Raw genomic sequence first — 16,774 nt, forward strand, 5'->3', positions numbered from 1 at the left:
GGGCCTCCCGTCGCGACCGGAGGCCCCCACCGCCGCCCCGCCGATCGGTCACGACAGCAGGTCGGGCCGATCGGCCAGGTCCGCCTCGGGCAGTTCCTCCGGCCGAGCGACCCACGCCGAGTAGACCGGCACGCCGTGCCACGGCCCCGCCGGTAGACCGTCGCGGGTGTCGGTGGCGACGGCAACGACGGCGTACGGATGGCCGAAACGCAGGTCGGCGACGCGCACGACGGCTTCCGGCGGCAGGCCGGTGACTGCGGCGAGCGCGGTCACCGCGGCTGCCTCGAAGCCGTACCGACCGTAGCGGGCCGTCGCGGCCTGAGCTGCCTCGTAGCCCAGGCCAGGGGCACCCATCAGCTCGCCGAGGGCGCCCACTGCCCGGTCGAACCCGAGCCCCTTCGTGGTCAGGTCGTGCCGGCTCTCCGCCGTCCAGCAGGGGAGCACCGCGCTGAGCCGCTCCTCACGTCCGAACGCCCGGGTCTGCTCTTCACGAAGTGTCCAGAGCGGGGTCTCACCCAGCGGTAGGTCGTAGAGGGAACGGCGTCCCCTCCCGGGGAACGTCGTCGCGTTGATCGCCACCTCGTGTGCGGCGGCGAGCACGTCGGACGCGGGCACCTCCGGCAGCGCGGCGACCGAGACGACCAGTAGGCCTGCCGCGCGGCCGTCGACGGTCTCCGGCTTCGCCTGCGCGGCGTGCACGGCCACGTCGCCGGCCCGGGCGGTGCCGGCGATCCAGCAGGTGTGGCCGTGCCACGGGGTGCGCAGCACCCGGCGCAGCTCGCCCGCCCAGGTGCTGCCCGGTCCGAGCGCGTCGGCCGACGCCACCTGGAACGGGCTGGCCCACGTGATCCGGGTGGCCAGTGCGGTGGCCATGACCAGGAGCGTGTCCGGCTCGACCGTGAGCGGGAACTTCTCGATCATGCCCATGGTGCGCTCCCGCGCCCACGCATCCAGGGCCGCCTGCTCGGGCAGCGGCCCCGTCTCGGTGCTCTTCGGCAGCGCGGCCCGCCACTCGGCCAGGGCGTCGGTCGCTGTGCGCTCCCACAGCGCGCTGGCCGAGGCGACCAGCGGGTGCGGCGCGTCCAGCAGTGTCCGCGCCGTCGCGGCGGCCCGGTCGGCGTCGGCGCCGAGCACCTCCTCCAACTCCGTACGCGTCCGGCCGGTGGCGGCCGGGCCGACCAGGGCGAGCAGCAGCCACGCGCCGAGCGGGGAGGCGATGTGGTGCCCGGAGCCGATCAGGTGGTGCATCCGTTCCGCGTATCGGGCCACGGGCCCGGTGGAAACCATCATCGCTCCACTGTGCCCGCCGGCCGCCCTCGCGTCAGCCCGTCACTCCGGGTCGGCGCCGACGACCTCTGCCACCGGAGCGGGCAGCGGGTACGGGCGCTCCGGCGGCAGTAGCGCTTCTGCGGCCGCGGCTGCCGACGGTTCCCTGGTTGGGCTCGCGGGAGGCGTTGTGGATAGGCTTCCGGGCCGTGGCAGGTCTGTTGAGAAACATGGCGGCACGCATCAGCCGGGCCGGTGGAGCGATGGTTCCCCGCCAGCGACGTGGGGAGCCCACGCCGGCTCAGGTCGCGCGCCGGCGTCACGTCGCCGCCCTGCAGCGTCGCGAACTGTCGTACGCCCCGGAGCTGGACGGGCAGGCTGACCCGGGCGAGATCGTGTGGACCTGGGTGCCGTACGAGGACGACCCGCGCCAGGGCAAGGACCGCCCGGTGCTGGTGGTCGGCCGCAAGAGCCGCACCCTGTTCGGGCTGATGCTGTCCAGCCAGAGCGCCCGGGACGGGCAGCGGCACTGGCTCGCGCTCGGCCCGGGCGACTGGGACCGGGACAAGCGGCCCAGCTGGATCCGGCTGGATCGGGTGCTGACCATGCGCGAGGACAGCATCCGTCGTGAGGGCGCGATCCTGGACCGGGCCCGCTTCGAGAAGATCGGCAGGGCGCTGCGCGCCGGCTACGGCTGGCGCTGATCCCGACCGGTCATCTCCGACCGGTCACCTCCGACTGGGCATCGACGATTCGGCGCGGTCCTCGTGCGGTTTGCCGGGCGCAGGTCGAACACCTCCTCCGGGGAACGGCACTCGTACACCCCGCGCCGCGGCGTCGGCATCGACTCCTTGGCCCACCTGGCCGGCAGGCGCATCGCAGTGAGGTTGATACCGCAGAGTCATTTTGATGACTGTGCGGTATCAACCCCACGTGGGGATGGCGCCGGAACGCCCTCCTGGCGCAGTCGTGGTGCGCGGGCGTCAGGCGGCTTCGCGGCTCGGCCCGACCGAGGCCGACCGGGGTGTCCGGCCCCCTCGCCGCCCGGAACCCCCCACCCGTGAATGCGCGATTCCGCTTGACCAGGCGTACGTGCGGCGTATATTCAACCTATCGGTTTATCAACCAGCTGGTTTAGAGAAGGCGATGACAGCAGATCAGGTCAGCACCGTGTTCGCCGCCCTCGCGGACCCGACCCGCCGGGCGATCCTCGCCCGGCTGGCGGCCGGCGAGGCGACGGTCAACGAGCTGGCGGCGCCGTTCCCGATGAGCGTCCAGGCCATCTCCAAGCACCTCAACGTGCTGGAGCGGGCCGGTCTGATCGTCCGTACCCGGGAGGCGCAGTGGCGGCGGTGCCGGCTGGAGCCGGCCCCGTTGCGCACCCTCGCCGAGTGGGTCGACCAGTACCGAAGGTTCTGGGAAGACCGTTACGACACGTTGGACGAGTACCTCAACGAACTGAAGGGGAAAGACGATGAGCCAGCTCAGTGACCTCGCGATCGACCTGCCGTCGGACCAGGAGATCACCCTCACCCGTGCCTTCGACGCGCCACGCGACCTGGTGTTCGCCGCACACACGCAGGCGGAGCACCTGAAGCACTGGTGGGGGCGGGGCAACCCGCTCGACGTCGAGATCGACTTCCGGGTGGGCGGCCGGTACCGGTTCGTCGAGCACGCCAAGGATGGCAACTCCTACGCGTTCCGGGGCGAGTTCCGGGAGATCGTGGTGCCGGAGCGCATCGTGCAGACCTTCGAGTACGAGGGCATGCCCGGGCACGTGGTGGTGGAGACCCTCGTCTTCACCGAGCAGGACGGCCGCACCGTCGTCACCGGCACCAGCCGGTTCGGCACGAAGCAGGAGCGCGACGGCATGCTCGACACCGGGATGACGCAGGGCGCGGCCGAGTCGTACGCCGCTCTGGATCGGCACCTGGCCGGCCTGGCCTGACGTACGGCGGGGTATCCGACGGGGTGCCCCGCCGTACCCGAACCGTCTTCGTAGGATGTGTTCGTAACGCTAGCCAGGTCGCGAGCGCCTTTCATTACGCCACTGGGGAGCAGTTCCGGATTCCGCACCGCACGGGGACGGCGACAGGATCGCCGTCGGAGACGGAGAGGAATGCCGCGATGAACGGTGGCGCACGTCCACACCCAGCCTTGCCTGACGATCATCTGCCGGTCACGCCGGACTGGATCTGCTCGACCTGTGGTACGGACTGGCCCTGCTCCACGAAGCGGAGCCGGCTGTTGGAGGAGTACGGCCGCGATCGGGCGGCGCTCGGTGTCTATCTGGCGGCGTGTCTCGCCGCAGCGTCCGCGGAGCTGCGCCGCGTTCCTGTGGACGTACTGCAGCAGCGCTTCACCGGCTGGCTTCCCCGGCCGCGGCGCCCCTTCTGACCGGCGAGACGGGCCCCGGCGTAGCAGCCGGAGCCCGTTCCGCATGCACCTCCTTCCTGCTGTGACCCGTGGTCAGGTCCAGATGCTCGCCCGGACCTGCCGCGCTGTGGCGGGGACCGACGCGCGTATGGCGTGCGTGGTCGCCGCGGGGGTGCGGGTCGGCCAACCGACCAGCCGGGGACGCCGTCGAGCGCTCACGTCCTCGACCCAGCCGACCAGCAGCACGACGACGAAGAGCAGTAGAAGCGCCACCGCCAGGTATCCGGCCCGCCCGAGCCGCCAGGCGTCGAGCCGGTCGCCGACGACGAAGCAGACCGCGATCGCCGCGTTGTGCCAGAGGTAGATGGTCAGAGCCCGGCTGTTGAGCCAGGTGACCAACTGGTCCAGTGGCCGCGCTCGGGCCAGCCACGCCATCGGGGGGCGTGCCCGGAGCAGCAGGAGTACGAAACCCAGCGAGTAGAACGCCTGCGCGGGCGGGATGTCGTTCAGGTCGAAGCCACCCGCCGGGTTCGTCATCGTCCACGCGGCTCCGATCCCCAGGCACACGGTCGCCACCAGAATCAGCGCCGGCAATGGAACGCGGTGCAACGCGCCGTCGCGATGAGCGAAGCCGACGAGCCAGCAGGCGCCGAAGGTGGCCAGGTCGACGACGACCGAGTGGACGTTGCCGCTGAGCGGTGGTGACGTGGTCTGCAGCAGCACGACGGCGGCGAGAGGCAGCAGCACGGTCGGCAACGGCCAGCGGCGGTAGAGGCCGAGCAGCACGGGCGAGAGCAGGACGAGCCAGAGATACGTGACCAGGTACCACAGCACCCCGGTGACGTCCTGCGCCCAGGCGCTGCCCGCAGGCTGGGCGATCGGCACCAGCCACGTCAACAGCCCGGGCCACGCCGGCCGGTCGGACCAGCCCTGCCAGACCATCAACGGCACGAGCACCGCGCCCAGCATCCACAACGCCGGCAACAGCCGCCGGAGCCGGCCGTTGACCGCCTGAACCGACGTACGGTCCAGGGAGCGGGCCATCAGCGAGCCGCCGAGCGCGAACATCACACCCATGGCGGGAAACGCGAAGCTCAACCAGGCGTAGCCCCACATGTGATAGACGATCACCCGGGTCAGGGCCAGCGCGCGGAGTGTGTCGAACCAGCGGTCCCGGCCTGCTCCGGCACCGACTGGCCCGGCGCTCCGACCGGTCGCCTCCGGCTGCACCTGGCGCTCGTCCATCACACTTCCGTCCACCACGCTTCCGTCCACCACGCTTCCGTTCATCACGGTTCCGTTCATCACGCCGGCGTTCACCACGGTTCCGCCCACCACGTCTCCGGAGCGACCGGTCGGCGGGTCACCGGCACGCTTCAGTTTCCGCCATCGAAGCCGGGCACCGGTCAGCGCGGTGATCATCGACCGGAGCAGGACCAGGTACATCAACTGCCGGTACGCGAACTGCTGCAGGGGGAGCGCCAGCAGTGGCAGTAGGCGCTCACGGTCGAGGCGGAAAGCGACAAGCGCGGTGACCGCTTGCACGGCCAGCATCAGCAGCCACGCCACGGCGGTCTCGGTGGCGCCGAGAAAGAACAGTCCGTACAGGGCCATCACGTCCAGTACCGGACCGAGCAGTGGCAGCGCCACACCGAACAGGGCGAGCATCGGCAGACCGAGGCGGCCGAACCGGCCGGACGGGCCGTTGTCGAGCGCCGCCCGGCGGTGCTTCCACATCGCCTGCATGGTGCCGTAGCTCCAGCGGTACCGTTGCCGCCACAACTGCGTCAGGGAGGCGGGCGCCTCGGTCCACGCCCGGGCCCGCTTCTCGTACACCACACGCCAGCCGGCCCGGAGAACGGCCATCGTGATGTCGGTGTCCTCGGCGAGGGTGTCGTCACTCATGCCGCCCGCGGTGAGCAGCACCCGGCGACGGAACGCCCCGATGGCCCCCGGCACGGTCGGCATGCAGCCGAGCGTCTCGTACAGCCGGCGGTCGAGGTTGAAGCCGATGACGTACTCGATGTGCTGCCACCACCCGAGCGGGCCTCGCCGGTTGGCCACCTTGACGTTCCCGGCGACGGCACCCACCGACGGGTCGGCGAACGGCTGCACCAGCCGGCGTACGGAGTCCCGCTCGAACACCGTGTCGCCGTCGACCATCACGATGATCTCGTGGCTGGCGTGGGCGATACCGGTGTTGAGCGCGCTCGGCTTGCCGCCGTTGGGCTTGCGGATCACTCGCACGTTGCGCAGTCCGAGCGCCTCCACCAGGTCGGCGGTGCCGTCGGTGGAGCCGTCGTCGACGACGACGACCTCGATCCCGCGATGGTCGCCGTGGGCCAGTGACCGGACGCTCGCGACGATGCCGGCCTGTTCGTTGTAGGCCGGCACGATTATCGAGACGGGCTCGGTGACCGGCGGCCCCCAGTAGCCACGCCGGCGGCGCCAGGCCAGCCGGGGCGCCAGGACGAGCAGCAGCAGCGTACGGGCCAGCATCAGGAGCCCGACCACCACGAACAGCACCCGGAGCGTGGCGATGAACAGGTCGGCGACCTGCACCGCCGTGACGACCGACCCGGACCGCCAGCGTGTGGCCTCTGACACCGGCCGGTTCGCGGGAACCGCGGCCACGCCGTCCTCGTCGGTCTCGTCCCGGGTCGCGTTGACGCCGTGTCCGACGGTGACGAAGTCGTAGCCTCGCCCCAGCATCGCGGGGATGAACCGGTCGAGCGCGGCGACCGTCTGCGCGCGATCGCCGCCCGCGTCGTGCATCAGCACGACGGCGCCCTGCCCGTCCGGCGGGGTCATGTTCCGCATGATCGCGTCCACTCCGGGCCTGGCCCAGTCCTGACTGTCGGTGTCGTTCACGGCCGTGAGGTAGCCGAGCCGGCCGGCCTGCTGGATGGCCGCCCACGCCTCGTCGTCCACGGCGTCGGCCCGTGACGAGTACGGGAAGCGCAGCAGGTTCGTCCGGACGCCCGCGGCGTTCATGATCGCCATCTGGGTCTGGGTGTACTCGAGTCGCCGTTGCCAACCGGGTAGCACTGTCGCGTCCGGGTGGCTGAAGGTGTGCACCCCCAGTTCGTGGCCCTCGGCGGTGATTCGGGCGACCAGGTCGGGATGGCGTGCCACCTGGCTGCCCACCACGAAGAAGGTCGCCTTCGCCCCGTGCCGTCGCAGCACGTCGAGGATTCGGGGTGTCCACACCGGATCCGGGCCGTCGTCGAAGGTGAGGGCGATGGTGCGCGGCGGCATACGGTAGGAACGCGCCTGACCTCCGGTGGTGTCGATCACCGGCCCGCCCGAGATGATCTCGGCTGGCACCGTGCCCTGGTCGCCCGTCTCCCGAACGTGGTCCGGGGTGAACTCGGAGTTCGCGTACGCCTCGACCAGCAGCAGGCTGACCAGGACGGTGACCAGGGCCCCGGAGACCACCCAGCTCGTGCGCGGCGCGAGCCGGACCCGACGTCGCCGCCGCGGCGGCGAGGACGTGGGACGCCTCATCGTCACGGTCATCGGCCCCTCCCTGCCGCATAGAGGAGGCCGGGCGCGGTCGGCGGTAGCTGGGGCGAGGGAACCTGGGTGGACGGGCTCGGCGTCGCGCCGGACGGTGACGGCGGAGTGGGCGCCGCAGTCGAGGGGGGCGGCGGGGAGGGCTCCTCGTCGGACCTCGACGGTGGCAGGGCCGGGACCTGCTCGTCAGGTCGTGGCTCCGGTTCGGGCATGAGGGACGGCCGGGGCCGTGTCTTGTTGGGCGGCGTGGGGGCGGCGCCCGCCAGCTCGTCGTCGGCTGCCACCACGTGCGGAACCAGCGGGCCGCCCTGCTCTGGCGGTTGGTCACCGATCTCCATGCCGGTCTCGTCGCCCGGAAGTGGCGCGACGCGGGGCACCGAGGGTCCAGTCAGGACGGCGATCCCGACGATCGGCACGTACACGAGGCTGCCGGCCGCCAGGAGCAGCCCACACCAGCGCATCAGGCGCGCCCGTCGTCCGGTGGCGTCGACGAAGACGGGCACCGGAGTGCGGGAAGCGGCGGTTTGATCGGGGATCGTGGGCGAGTTGCCAGCGGGATTGGGAACGACCACCCGGACGACGCTAGGGATCCGGAAAGCCGCCTATGTCCTCTTTTGTGGAGGGTTAGCTCGTAGGTGGAATTTCATATTCCGCACAACAGGATGAACCGCGATACATCGGCCTTTAACGTTTCCATGTTCATCTTCATGTAATTCGGTGACAAGTAGTCCGATCTATAGACATCAGTAACATATAGGGCCTAACGGGACAAACCCCGATGAGGCGGAAAAACTAGGTCAGACCGGACGAAGCGCTAAGGGGCGACACAAGGCGGGCGAGGCGTTCGCGATGCGAGGTGGTCGTCGGTGTGGCCGTCACGTTCCACCGTCCCGCTGAGTTGAAGGAAGGTCGGCTCGTGGGCGATCGGGCGCAAGGGTCACTCAGGCAGGTGTCCGATGTCGACGAGCTGACGGGCCTGCCGGCCCGAGTTGAGACTCTTCGCCCGGTACATCGAGGCGTCCGCCTGGCGTAGTGCCTCGGGTAGCTGGGTCGGGCCGGTGACCGGCGCGAGGCCCACCGAGGCCGTGACCCGCAGGGTGAAGCCGCCCATCGAGATGGGCGCGGCGAGCATCTCGTAGAGCCGCCGGCTGGCATGGTCGATCCAGCGCCGGTCGAGGGTCGGAGTAACCAGCAGGCCGGCGAACTCGTCACCACCGAGTCGGGCCACGAGGTTGTCGCCGGCGAACGCGGCCAGGCGCTCCGCCATGCTGATCAGCACCTGGTCGCCCGCCGCGTGCCCGTACTGGTCGTTGACCTGCTTGAAGTCGTCCAGGTCGAGCACGACGGCCACCACCGACCGTCCGGAGGCGTCGGTGAGCAGCGCCGCCGCCAGCCGGTAGAAGGCGCGGCGGTTGGGTAGGCCGGTCAGCGGGTCGTGGCTGGCGGCGTGTCGCTCGGCGGCAAGTTCCGCCTGCAGGTGCTCCAGCTCGGCCTCGGCCTGTAGCGCCCGGCGGCGCAGTTGCCACGAGGAGATCAGTGCCCCCGCGGCGCAGATGCCGGACGCCACACTCACCGGATCCGGCACCCCGAGCCCTCCCGTCACGCCAGCGCCCGGGTTCCGACATGCCCGGGCGGGCCTTCGTTGTCCCTGGTCACGGCCCAGGTTAGGTAACTCAACGTGAACAGATAAGTACTGTTCACGTGGGTTATCATGCTCGCCGTCCGATGCAGATGCAATAGCAGATGCACGTGCAGCAGCGTCCGATGTCGACACTCTCTCCGCGCCGCCACCGCTCCTCCCCACGGCATCGGCCGGCTCCTGAACAGAAAGACCCCTCCTCATGCAGCAGCCGATGAACGGTGTCCCCGCCGACCAGCTCCCCCCGCTGGACTGGCAGAAGAGCCGCCGGAGCAACCCCAGCGGCAACTGCGTCGAGCTGGCGGAGCTGCCCGGGGGTGGCGGCGTGGCCATTCGCAACTCGCGCTACCCGGACGGACCCGCGCTCATCTACACGGTCGACGAGATCACCGCCTTCGTGCTCGGCGCCCGCGACGGCGACTTCGACCATCTGATCGCCTGACCGTCACCGCCGGTGCGCGCGTGGTACACCTCCTGCGCGCGTCCGTGGCATGCTTACTGGTCGGTCGGGCCGGGTGCCCGACCGAGCTGGTACGCGGAGGTCGGCACGTGACGATTGTTCCCGCCGACGGCGGCCCGACGACCGGGCCGACCGTGCTGCGCATGCTGCTCGGCGCCCAGCTGCGCCGCCTGCGTGAGTCCAGCGGGGTCACCCGTGAGGGCGCCGGATGGGAGATCCGCGCCTCCGAGTCGAAGATCAGCCGGATGGAGCTCGGCCGGGTCGGCTTCAAGGAACGCGACGTCGCCGACCTGCTCACCCTCTACGGCGTCAAGGACGACGAGGAGCGGGAGGTACTGCTCAAACTCGCCCGGGACGCGAACAGCCCCGGCTGGTGGCACCGGTACGGCGACGTGCTGCCCAGCTGGTTCCAGTCCTACCTCGGTCTGGAGGCCGCGGCGGCGCTGATCCGCACGTACGAGGTGCAGTTCGTTCCCGGGTTGCTGCAGACCCCCGCGTACGCCCGGGCGGTGGTGCTGCTCGGGCACGGCACGGCGGCGCCCGATGAGATCGACAGGCGGGTGGGCCTGCGCGTTCGGCGCCAGGAACTGCTGCGCCGGGCGGATCCACCGCAGCTGTGGGCCGTGCTGGACGAGGCGGCGCTGCGCCGCCCGATCGGCGGCCCGGAGGTGATGCGAGGCCAGCTGAGCGCGCTCATCGAGGCGACCCGGTCGCCGAACATCCGGTTGCAGATCATCCCGTTCACCGCTGGCGGGCACGCCGCCGCCGGGGGAGCGTTCAGCATCCTGCGCTTCGGCGACCAGGACCTGCCCGACATCGTCTACATCGAGCAGTTGACCAGCGCCATCTACCTGGACAAGCGTGACGACCTGGACCATTACGCGCTGGCCATGGAGCGGCTCTGCGTCGAGGCCGAACCGCCGGAGCGTACCCCGGAGCTGCTCACGCGCCTGCGCGACGACCTCTATCCGGGCTGACCGTCGCGCGGACGCCCCGGATTCGCGCACCGAGCCGATCTCGTACCGGCCATCCGGGCACGAGCGAGCCAGCCGGTGCGGAATCGGGCACCGAAAGTGGTGGCGTACGGCGGCGGCCAGGCAGACTGGACGGCCATGTCGCCGTTCACGCCCGCACTCCGGTTGCACGATCGGTACGTCCTGCGCGAGCGCATCGGCCTCGGCGGGATGTCCGAGGTGTGGCGCGCCGACGACGAGGTGCTCGGCCGGTCCGTCGCGGTCAAGGCCCTCGCCACGGAACTCGCCGCCGACCCGGAGCTGCGGGCCACCATCCGGCGCGAGGCTCGCGCCGCCGCCCGGCTGACCCACCCACACGTCACCCAGGTGTACGACTACGGCGAGGCGACCCTGCCCGGAGGCGAGGTGGTGCCGTACCTCGTCATGGAGCTGGTCGACGGCCACAACCTGGCCGACCGGGTCGCCGGCGGCCCGCTCCCGTGGCCCGAGGCGGTCCGGACGGCCGGGCAGGTCGCCTCCGCTCTCGCCGCCGCGCACCGGATGGGGGTGGTGCACCGCGACATCAAGCCGGGCAACGTGATGCTCACCGAGACCGGCGCCAAGGTGCTCGACTTCGGCATCGCCACGCTCGCCGGCCCGCAGCACCCGCTCGCCGGGCAGACCGCCGAGCTGCTCATGGGCACCCCGGCCTACGTCGCCCCGGAGCGGCTCTCCGCCGGCCCGTCCGACCCGGCCAGCGACGTGTACGCCCTCGGCGCGCTGCTCTACCGCACCCTCACCGGCCGAGCGCCGCTGCCCGTGCAGACCTGGGAGGACGCGGTCGAGGTGCACCAGCGGCACCGCCCAGTGCCGCCGCTGCGCGTTCCCGGACTGCCGGCCGACATCGCCGACCTGGTCCTGTCGTGCCTCGCCGCGGATCCGGACCGGCGGCCGAGCGCGGCGCAGCTCGCGACCCGATTCGGCGCCGTCCCGGCCGACCCGCCCACCGCGGTCCTGCACAACTCGCTTGCCGATCCGGCCACCACCGCCCTGCGACCCCGTCCGGCCGGGCGGGCGGCTGTCGCGTCCGCGCAGGCCCCCACCCTGATCGACCAGCCGCCCAGCGCGCCCCGGCGTCCCGTCCCGGCACCCCGACGGCGGTCCCGCAGCCCACTCGCCGCGATCATGGCCGCCGCTCTGGTGCTCGTGATCGCCCTGGGGGTGATGCTCGCCCTCGACAACGACCGGGGAACACCATCGGCCGCCGGTACGGCGAGCGCCACCCCACAGTCACCGTCGACCTCCGCCGCGCCCGAGCCGCCGCCGTCGACGTCCCCACCCGCGCCGGCGACCGAGGCACCCGGGCCGATCGACCTGCGGCAGCTCGCCACCGAGTTCGTGGCACTTCTCGTACAGGCGCAGGCGCAGGACCAGGTCGACCGGCGGACCGCCGACGACCTGCGCGACGAACTGACCGACCTCGTCCGCGGCAAGCCGAAGGACCGGGCCAAGCACGTACGGAAACTGCGCGAACGGATCGCTGAAGCGGCCAAGCGGGACGAACTCTCCTCAGGGGTGGCGGACCGGCTGGACGACCTGCTCGAACGCGTAGAGGTGCAGGTCGGTCGCAACGACGGCTGAGCCCTTTCCGATCCGCTCAGATGTCACCGGCCGCCCGCCGCCACCGCGGCATCGGCCGCGCGGCCGATCGGCGCTCAGTCCAGCTCCACCGCAGCACCGACAGCCACTCGGCCGGGCGTGACCACCTGGGCGTACGCGCCGACGCACGGCAGCCGCCCGAGGCCGGGCAGCGGCTCGATCCGGTTCAGACGAGCCGGCGCCCGCAGCGCGTCCGGCCGCTGGGGCAGCCGGCCGTGCGCCAGGGTCGGCACCGCACACCGTGGCGTCGGCGCGAGCACCCGCAGCACCAGGTCCCCACCGATCCGCAACCGGCGGCCCACCCAGCCGTTCTCCACGAACCCGGTGTCCGACGTCGCCACGACCAGGTTCGGTCGGTAGCGCTCCGCCTCGGGCGTACCGTCGGGCAGCTCGACGCCGAGCCGGTCGAGCGTGGCGGTGGTGATCAGGTGGACCGGGGCGAAGTCGAAGAAGGTGCCGGGTGCGGCGCTGCCGAGCGGGCTCTGATCCACCGGCACGACGGCGGTGACGCCGGCGTCGAGCACGGCCTCCGGAACGGCCCGGTCCAGGGTCGCGCCCTCGGGTGGCGTGCCGGTGAGTGTCACCGGCGCGCGGAGCATCGAGGAGAGCAGGTCGTCCACCTGCTCGTCCTGGGCGGACACCGTGCGACCGTCGGGCAGGGTGATCCGGACCGGGCCCGGGGCGGCGCCGGCGGCCTGGAACGTGAGCAGGTCGCGCCACCGTCGTGGGTCCTTCGCGCTGACCACCCGCCCGGTCTCGCGGTGCAGCAGTGCGAGCCGACGGTCGCCCTGTACGCCGCTCGGGCCGACCGTCGCCGTGATCAGCCGCTCACCGAGCATCGACTTGATTGGATATCGCCAGAGCTGCGTCACCCGGCCGCCCACCCGCTCACCCGACACGCGCCCACTCTAATCGCCGTTGATCTCCGACCCGTAGCCGCCGGACGTCGGGGGCTGCGGTTTTCCGCAACCCGGTGCTGTGGCTTCACCGCGCGCTTGGAAGGCCATCCTCATGTTCGCCTCCCAGGAACAGTTCGTAGCGTTGACCCATGATTCGAACCCCGCACGCCCTGCTCGCCACGGGAGGTCTCGCGGCGGACGCCCCGCCGCAGGACGGGATCGTCGGCTACGTCACGGACCTGGTGGAACGGCTCGGTGGACCGGGCGCAGGCCTGGCCGTGGCGCTGGAGAACCTCTTCCCGCCGATCCCGAGCGAGGTCATCCTGCCGCTGGCCGGTTTCGTCGCCGGCCAAGGCCGGATGAGCGTGGTCGGGGCGATCTTCTGGACGACGCTCGGCTCACTGCTCGGCGCCCTGGCCCTCTACGGGATCGGAGCCGCGCTCGGTCGCGACCGGATTCGGGCGGTCGCGGCGAAGCTGCCACTGGTCAAACTCAGCGACGTGGACCGGACCGAGGCCTGGTTCATCCGGCACGGTGTGAAAGCGGTCTTCTTCGGGCGGATGATTCCGATCTTCCGGAGCCTGATCTCCATCCCGGCCGGCGTGGAGCGGATGCCGATCGCCATCTTCGCCCTCTACACGACACTCGGCAGCCTGATCTGGAACAGCACGTTCGTGTTCGCCGGCTACCTGCTCGGCGACAACTGGCACCTGGTCGAGGGCTACGTCGGCATACTCCAGAACGTCGTGATCGTGGTGTGCGCGGCGGCGGTCGCCTGGTTCGTGGTGACCCGGGTGCGTCGCGCCCGCCGCGCCCGCCAGGAGCCGGAACCGGCGACGGTTCCCAACCCGGGGACGGGTGTCCCTGACCCGAGCGGGCGGGGCACCCTCTACCGCAGTGGTGGTTGGGACGACGGCGGGCACGGCGGGGCACGTTGACCCACCCTGCCCGGGTCGGGGCCGGCGTCGCCGCCGGCGTGCTGACCGCCGCCGGGGACCTGGCCTTCCTCCTGGCCGCCGCCGTCGCCGCCACCGGGTCCGTGCTCGTGCCGCCGGCCCGCCGCCGGGTCGGCGCGCTGATCCCGCAGTACGCCACGGCGCTGGTACGGCTCGAACGTCGCCGGCTCGCCGAGCTGCTCGGCGCGAACGAGCTGCCGCCCATCCGTACGGCCGGCTGGCGGGACGTCACCTATCTCGCGGCCCGGCTGCTCCCGGGTGCGCTGGGCGCGCTGGCGTACCTGCTGCTTGCGATCGGCGCGGTGCTCGCCTGGATCCTGCTGTCCGCCACCGTGCGCGGTGACCTGTCAGTGGCGGAGTTCCTACTGCAGGTCGTCATCGGCACGGTGTTGCTGATGTTGAACGTGCAGGCCATCGGCAGCGTGGGCGCGCTGGACGTCCGGATCGCCCGGTGGCTGCTCGACCAGGGCGCCCGTGCGGCGCTGGAGGATCGGGTTCGCGAGCTGGCCAGCACCCGGGCGGGTGTGATCGCCGCAGTGGACGCCGAACGCCAGCGCATCGAACGGGATCTGCACGACGGACTACAACAGCGGCTGGTCGCGCTCGGCATGCTGCTCGGCCGGGCGCGGCGCAGCCAGGACACCGAGCGGACGTACGCCCTGGTCAAGCAGGCCCACGAGGACGTGCAGCGGGCGCTCGAGGAGTTGCGGGAGGTGGCCTGGCGGGTCTACCCCTCCGCGCTCGAGGAGAGCGACCTCGGGCAGGTGCTCGGCATGGTCGCCCAACGCTCCACCGTGCCGGTACGGATCCGGTGCGACCTGCCCGTACGACCCGATCGGCAGATCGAGACGGTGCTCTACTTCGTGGCCTGCGAGGCGCTCACCAACGCCGCGAAACACGCTGCGGCTAACCTGGTCACGATCGACATCGAGCCGCGGGAGGGGACGATCCGGATGCGCGTGCGGGACGACGGCACGGGCGGCGCGGACCCCTCCGGCCGCGGCCTGTCCGGGCTGGCCCGCCGGGTCGCCGCGCTGGACGGGCAACTGCGCGTGGACAGCCCGGCCGGCGGGCCGACGACCGTACTGGCGGAACTGCCGTGCGCGTGACGCTCGCGGAGGACTCCACGCTCCTGCGGGAGGGGCTGGCACGGCTGCTCGTCGAGGAGGGCCACGTGGTGGTCGCCTCCGTCGGCAGCGCCGATGAACTGCTCGAAGCGGTCGACCGCGAACGCCCCGACGTGGTCGTCACCGATGTCCGGATGCCACCCAACCACAGCGACGACGGCCTGCGCGCCGCATTGGAGATCCGCCACCGCTGGCCCGACACCGCCGTTCTCGTACTGTCCCAGTACGTCGAGAAGCGGTACGCCAGCCGCCTGCTCGCCGACCGCCCCGAGGGCGTCGGGTACCTGCTCAAGGACCGGGTCGCCCAGGTCGACGACTTCCTCGACGCCCTGGACCGGGTGTACGCGGGGGCGACCGCCTTGGACCCGGAGGTGGTACGCCAGGTCGTGTCCGGCTCGGACCGCACCGATCCGCTCAACCGGCTGAGCGCGCGCGAGCGGGACGTCCTGCACCACATGGCCCAGGGGCATATGAACGCCGCGATCGCCGAGCGCCTGCACGTATCGCTCAGCGCGGTCGAGAAGCACGTTAACGCGATCTTCGACAAGCTCGACCTGTCCGACGTCACCGGCTACAGCCGCAGAGTGCTGGCGATCCTCCGCTACCTATCCGCCTGACCCGTTTCAGCAGGCCGGCGGGCCTGCCCGTGCCTCGAAGGCGATCGACGCGGGTCGGGCCGAGTGGGTGGCGCCCCTGATCCGCCTCGGGTCGGGGTCGTGTCGGTGGCCCGGGCGGTTGATCGCCTCGGGTCGGGCTGTGTGGCCCCTGTGTGGGTTGATCGCCTCGGTCGCGGCCGTGCGGGTGGCCCCGGGAGTGATCGGCTCGGGTTCAGGTTGGATCGGTTGCCCCTGGGTGGTTGATCGGGTCGGGTTGGGGTCGGGTGGGTGGCCTGGGTGGTTGATCGGGTCGGGTTGGGGTCGGGTGGGTGGCCTGGGTGGTTGATCGGGTCGGGTTGAGGCCGCCTGGGTGGCCTGGGTGGTTGATCGGGTCGGGTTGAGGCCGCCTGGGTGGCCTGTGGGTGGCTTGATCGACTCGGGTTCCTTGATGTCGGGGTGTCCGGGTCGCGTGGATGCCCCGACTTCATGGAGGTCGAGTCGATCATCAGGCGCGCCTGGGGTGAATGACGTGTGGTGTCCGGTTCGTGCCCGGGTCGGGATGGCCCGATCCGCCCCGTTGCGTGGTTTGATGGGATTCTGGGGTGTGACCGGTGGCATCCTCGGGCCGGAATCGTGGCGGGGCCGCCGGCGTTGAACACCCCCTGACGGCCGAGGTAGCAGCCCGGCCGCGGCAGGTCCTCAAGCCGGTCCGGCAGGGTCCGGAATGATGGTGGCCGGCGGCTCGTTGAACGGGGTCCCCGGCCACGGCCTGCGACCCAGACCGGAAGGGCCCCCGGGAACCCCGGGAATGATGGTGGCCCGCCGGTCGTTGAACACGATTCACGCCGCACGCCGCCGGCCCCGTGTCACAGCGGAGCCCGCCCGGCAAGCCCCGGGAATGACGGCAGGCGGCCGGTCGTTGAACACCGTCCCGGCGCGGTGAAGCCCCCCGCCTCACCCCGGGACACCCGCCCCCCGTGAACACCCCCCCGTGTTTCACGGAGTGCCCACAGACTTCCCCCCTTTTTGCTTTTCGAAGCGCCGGTTCGTGGCGCTGACCCACACCCCCCCCCTGGTGGGTCATCACCCCTGAAGGAGCTTTGATCATGAACACGATCATGCGGAAGAGCATTCTCGGTATCGCTGGTCTCGCGTTCGCCGGTGGCATCGCCGGCGGCCCGATCGCCGCCCACGCCGCCACCCCGGCGGTGGACGCCAAGCCCGTCGCGGTGGTGCAGTCGGACAAGAAGCCGGCCGTGGACACCGCGAAGCTGATCCCCCACGGCACCCAGGGCGCCCAGTCGCACATCGCCGTGGACGACGAGCA

General features: G+C 71.5%; 15 protein-coding genes and 1 pseudogene. 11 read left to right on the forward strand and 5 right to left on the reverse strand.

Features of this window, described 5'->3' with window-relative positions; all coding sequences use genetic code 11:
• Positions 1-48: 48 nt before the first annotated feature.
• On the reverse strand, positions 49-1,290 hold the full coding sequence (locus BXA10_RS23580; RefSeq protein ID WP_076473003.1) for a serpin family protein: 1,242 nt from the start codon (positions 1,288-1,290) through the stop codon (positions 49-51).
• 206 nt (positions 1,291-1,496) lie between these two features.
• Here BXA10_RS23580 and BXA10_RS23585 point away from each other — a divergent pair, with 206 nt between their 5' ends.
• The 4 genes from BXA10_RS23585 (at position 1,497) to BXA10_RS23600 (ending at position 3,663) form a co-directional block, all read left to right on the forward strand.
• Positions 1,497-1,970, forward strand: a complete 474-nt coding sequence (locus tag BXA10_RS23585) for a type II toxin-antitoxin system PemK/MazF family toxin (RefSeq protein ID WP_175649285.1) — start codon at positions 1,497-1,499, stop codon at positions 1,968-1,970.
• Between the two features lie 442 nt (positions 1,971-2,412).
• On the forward strand, positions 2,413-2,757 hold the full coding sequence (locus BXA10_RS23590) for an ArsR/SmtB family transcription factor (protein WP_076473005.1): 345 nt from the start codon (positions 2,413-2,415) through the stop codon (positions 2,755-2,757).
• On the forward strand, positions 2,741-3,214 hold the full coding sequence (locus tag BXA10_RS23595; protein WP_076473006.1) for an SRPBCC family protein: 474 nt from the start codon (positions 2,741-2,743) through the stop codon (positions 3,212-3,214). Before BXA10_RS23590 ends, BXA10_RS23595 begins: the two co-directional genes overlap by 17 nt.
• Before the next feature lie 209 nt (positions 3,215-3,423).
• A complete protein-coding gene (locus BXA10_RS23600; RefSeq protein WP_245828404.1) occupies positions 3,424-3,663 on the forward strand; it encodes a hypothetical protein in 240 nt (79 codons plus the stop codon).
• A 72-nt stretch (positions 3,664-3,735) separates the two neighbouring features.
• Here BXA10_RS23600 and BXA10_RS32605 read toward each other — a convergent pair whose 3' ends face one another.
• The 3 genes from BXA10_RS32605 to BXA10_RS23615 form a co-directional block, all read right to left on the reverse strand.
• Positions 3,736-7,161, reverse strand: a complete 3,426-nt coding sequence (locus BXA10_RS32605) for a polysaccharide deacetylase family protein (protein WP_084753181.1) — start codon at positions 7,159-7,161, stop codon at positions 3,736-3,738.
• Positions 7,158-7,730, reverse strand: a complete 573-nt coding sequence (locus BXA10_RS23610) for a hypothetical protein (protein ID WP_139338104.1) — start codon at positions 7,728-7,730, stop codon at positions 7,158-7,160. Before BXA10_RS23610 ends, BXA10_RS32605 begins: the two co-directional genes overlap by 4 nt.
• Positions 7,731-8,095: 365 nt before the next feature.
• Positions 8,096-8,743 carry a GGDEF domain-containing protein gene (locus BXA10_RS23615; RefSeq protein ID WP_076473010.1) on the reverse strand — a complete coding sequence of 216 codons (648 nt, stop codon included), beginning with the start codon at positions 8,741-8,743 and terminating at the stop codon, positions 8,096-8,098.
• Between the two features lie 256 nt (positions 8,744-8,999).
• On the opposite strand from BXA10_RS23615, the gene BXA10_RS23620 reads away from it, so the two are divergent.
• The 3 genes from BXA10_RS23620 (at position 9,000) to BXA10_RS23630 (ending at position 11,851) form a co-directional block, all read left to right on the forward strand.
• Positions 9,000-9,239 (forward strand): DUF397 domain-containing protein, encoded by a 240-nt coding sequence (locus BXA10_RS23620; RefSeq protein ID WP_076473011.1) that lies wholly within the window; start codon positions 9,000-9,002, stop codon positions 9,237-9,239.
• 107 nt (positions 9,240-9,346) lie between these two features.
• The gene (locus BXA10_RS23625) at positions 9,347-10,234 is read left to right on the forward strand and encodes a helix-turn-helix domain-containing protein (RefSeq protein ID WP_139338105.1); all 888 of its coding nucleotides are present in this window, start codon (positions 9,347-9,349) and stop codon (positions 10,232-10,234) included.
• Between the two features lie 135 nt (positions 10,235-10,369).
• Positions 10,370-11,851: a serine/threonine-protein kinase gene (locus tag BXA10_RS23630; RefSeq protein WP_076473026.1), complete on the forward strand. Its 1,482-nt coding sequence runs from the start codon at positions 10,370-10,372 to the stop codon at positions 11,849-11,851.
• A 74-nt stretch (positions 11,852-11,925) separates the two neighbouring features.
• Here BXA10_RS23630 and BXA10_RS23635 read toward each other — a convergent pair whose 3' ends face one another.
• Positions 11,926-12,768, reverse strand: coding sequence for an MOSC domain-containing protein (locus tag BXA10_RS23635; protein ID WP_245828407.1), 843 nt, complete (start codon positions 12,766-12,768; stop codon positions 11,926-11,928).
• Between the two features lie 149 nt (positions 12,769-12,917).
• On the opposite strand from BXA10_RS23635, the gene BXA10_RS23640 reads away from it, so the two are divergent.
• From BXA10_RS23640 to BXA10_RS23655, 4 genes and pseudogenes are all read left to right on the forward strand, one after another.
• On the forward strand, positions 12,918-13,706 hold the full coding sequence (locus tag BXA10_RS23640; protein WP_076473012.1) for a DedA family protein: 789 nt from the start codon (positions 12,918-12,920) through the stop codon (positions 13,704-13,706).
• The gene (locus tag BXA10_RS23645; RefSeq protein WP_076473013.1) at positions 13,703-14,833 is read left to right on the forward strand and encodes a sensor histidine kinase; all 1,131 of its coding nucleotides are present in this window, start codon (positions 13,703-13,705) and stop codon (positions 14,831-14,833) included. The genes BXA10_RS23640 and BXA10_RS23645 overlap by 4 nt, the downstream gene beginning before the upstream one ends.
• A complete protein-coding gene (locus tag BXA10_RS23650; RefSeq protein WP_076473014.1) occupies positions 14,824-15,468 on the forward strand; it encodes a response regulator in 645 nt (214 codons plus the stop codon). Before BXA10_RS23645 ends, BXA10_RS23650 begins: the two co-directional genes overlap by 10 nt.
• A 1,085-nt stretch (positions 15,469-16,553) precedes the next feature.
• A pseudogene (locus tag BXA10_RS23655) lies at positions 16,554-16,774 on the forward strand (hypothetical protein); the annotation flags it as partial.

It is taken from the genome of Micromonospora avicenniae, assembly GCF_900156065.1.
GTDB classification, from domain to species: domain Bacteria; phylum Actinomycetota; class Actinomycetes; order Mycobacteriales; family Micromonosporaceae; genus Micromonospora; species Micromonospora avicenniae.

Bases quoted from the DNA above. Each gene is read 5' to 3' on its own strand.
- BXA10_RS23630 (WP_076473026.1), top strand. From the start codon at position 10,370: ATGTCGCCGTTCACGCCCGCACTCCGGTTGCACGATCGGTACGTCCTG.
- BXA10_RS23640 (WP_076473012.1), top strand. From the start codon at position 12,918: ATGATTCGAACCCCGCACGCCCTGCTCGCCACGGGAGGTCTCGCGGCG.
- BXA10_RS23585 (WP_175649285.1), top strand. From the start codon at position 1,497: ATGGCGGCACGCATCAGCCGGGCCGGTGGAGCGATGGTTCCCCGCCAG.
- BXA10_RS23580 (WP_076473003.1), bottom strand. From the start codon at position 1,290: ATGATGGTTTCCACCGGGCCCGTGGCCCGATACGCGGAACGGATGCAC.
- BXA10_RS23595 (WP_076473006.1), top strand. From the start codon at position 2,741: ATGAGCCAGCTCAGTGACCTCGCGATCGACCTGCCGTCGGACCAGGAG.
- BXA10_RS23590 (WP_076473005.1), top strand. From the start codon at position 2,413: ATGACAGCAGATCAGGTCAGCACCGTGTTCGCCGCCCTCGCGGACCCG.
- BXA10_RS23620 (WP_076473011.1), top strand. From the start codon at position 9,000: ATGCAGCAGCCGATGAACGGTGTCCCCGCCGACCAGCTCCCCCCGCTG.
- BXA10_RS32605 (WP_084753181.1), bottom strand. From the start codon at position 7,161: ATGACCGTGACGATGAGGCGTCCCACGTCCTCGCCGCCGCGGCGGCGA.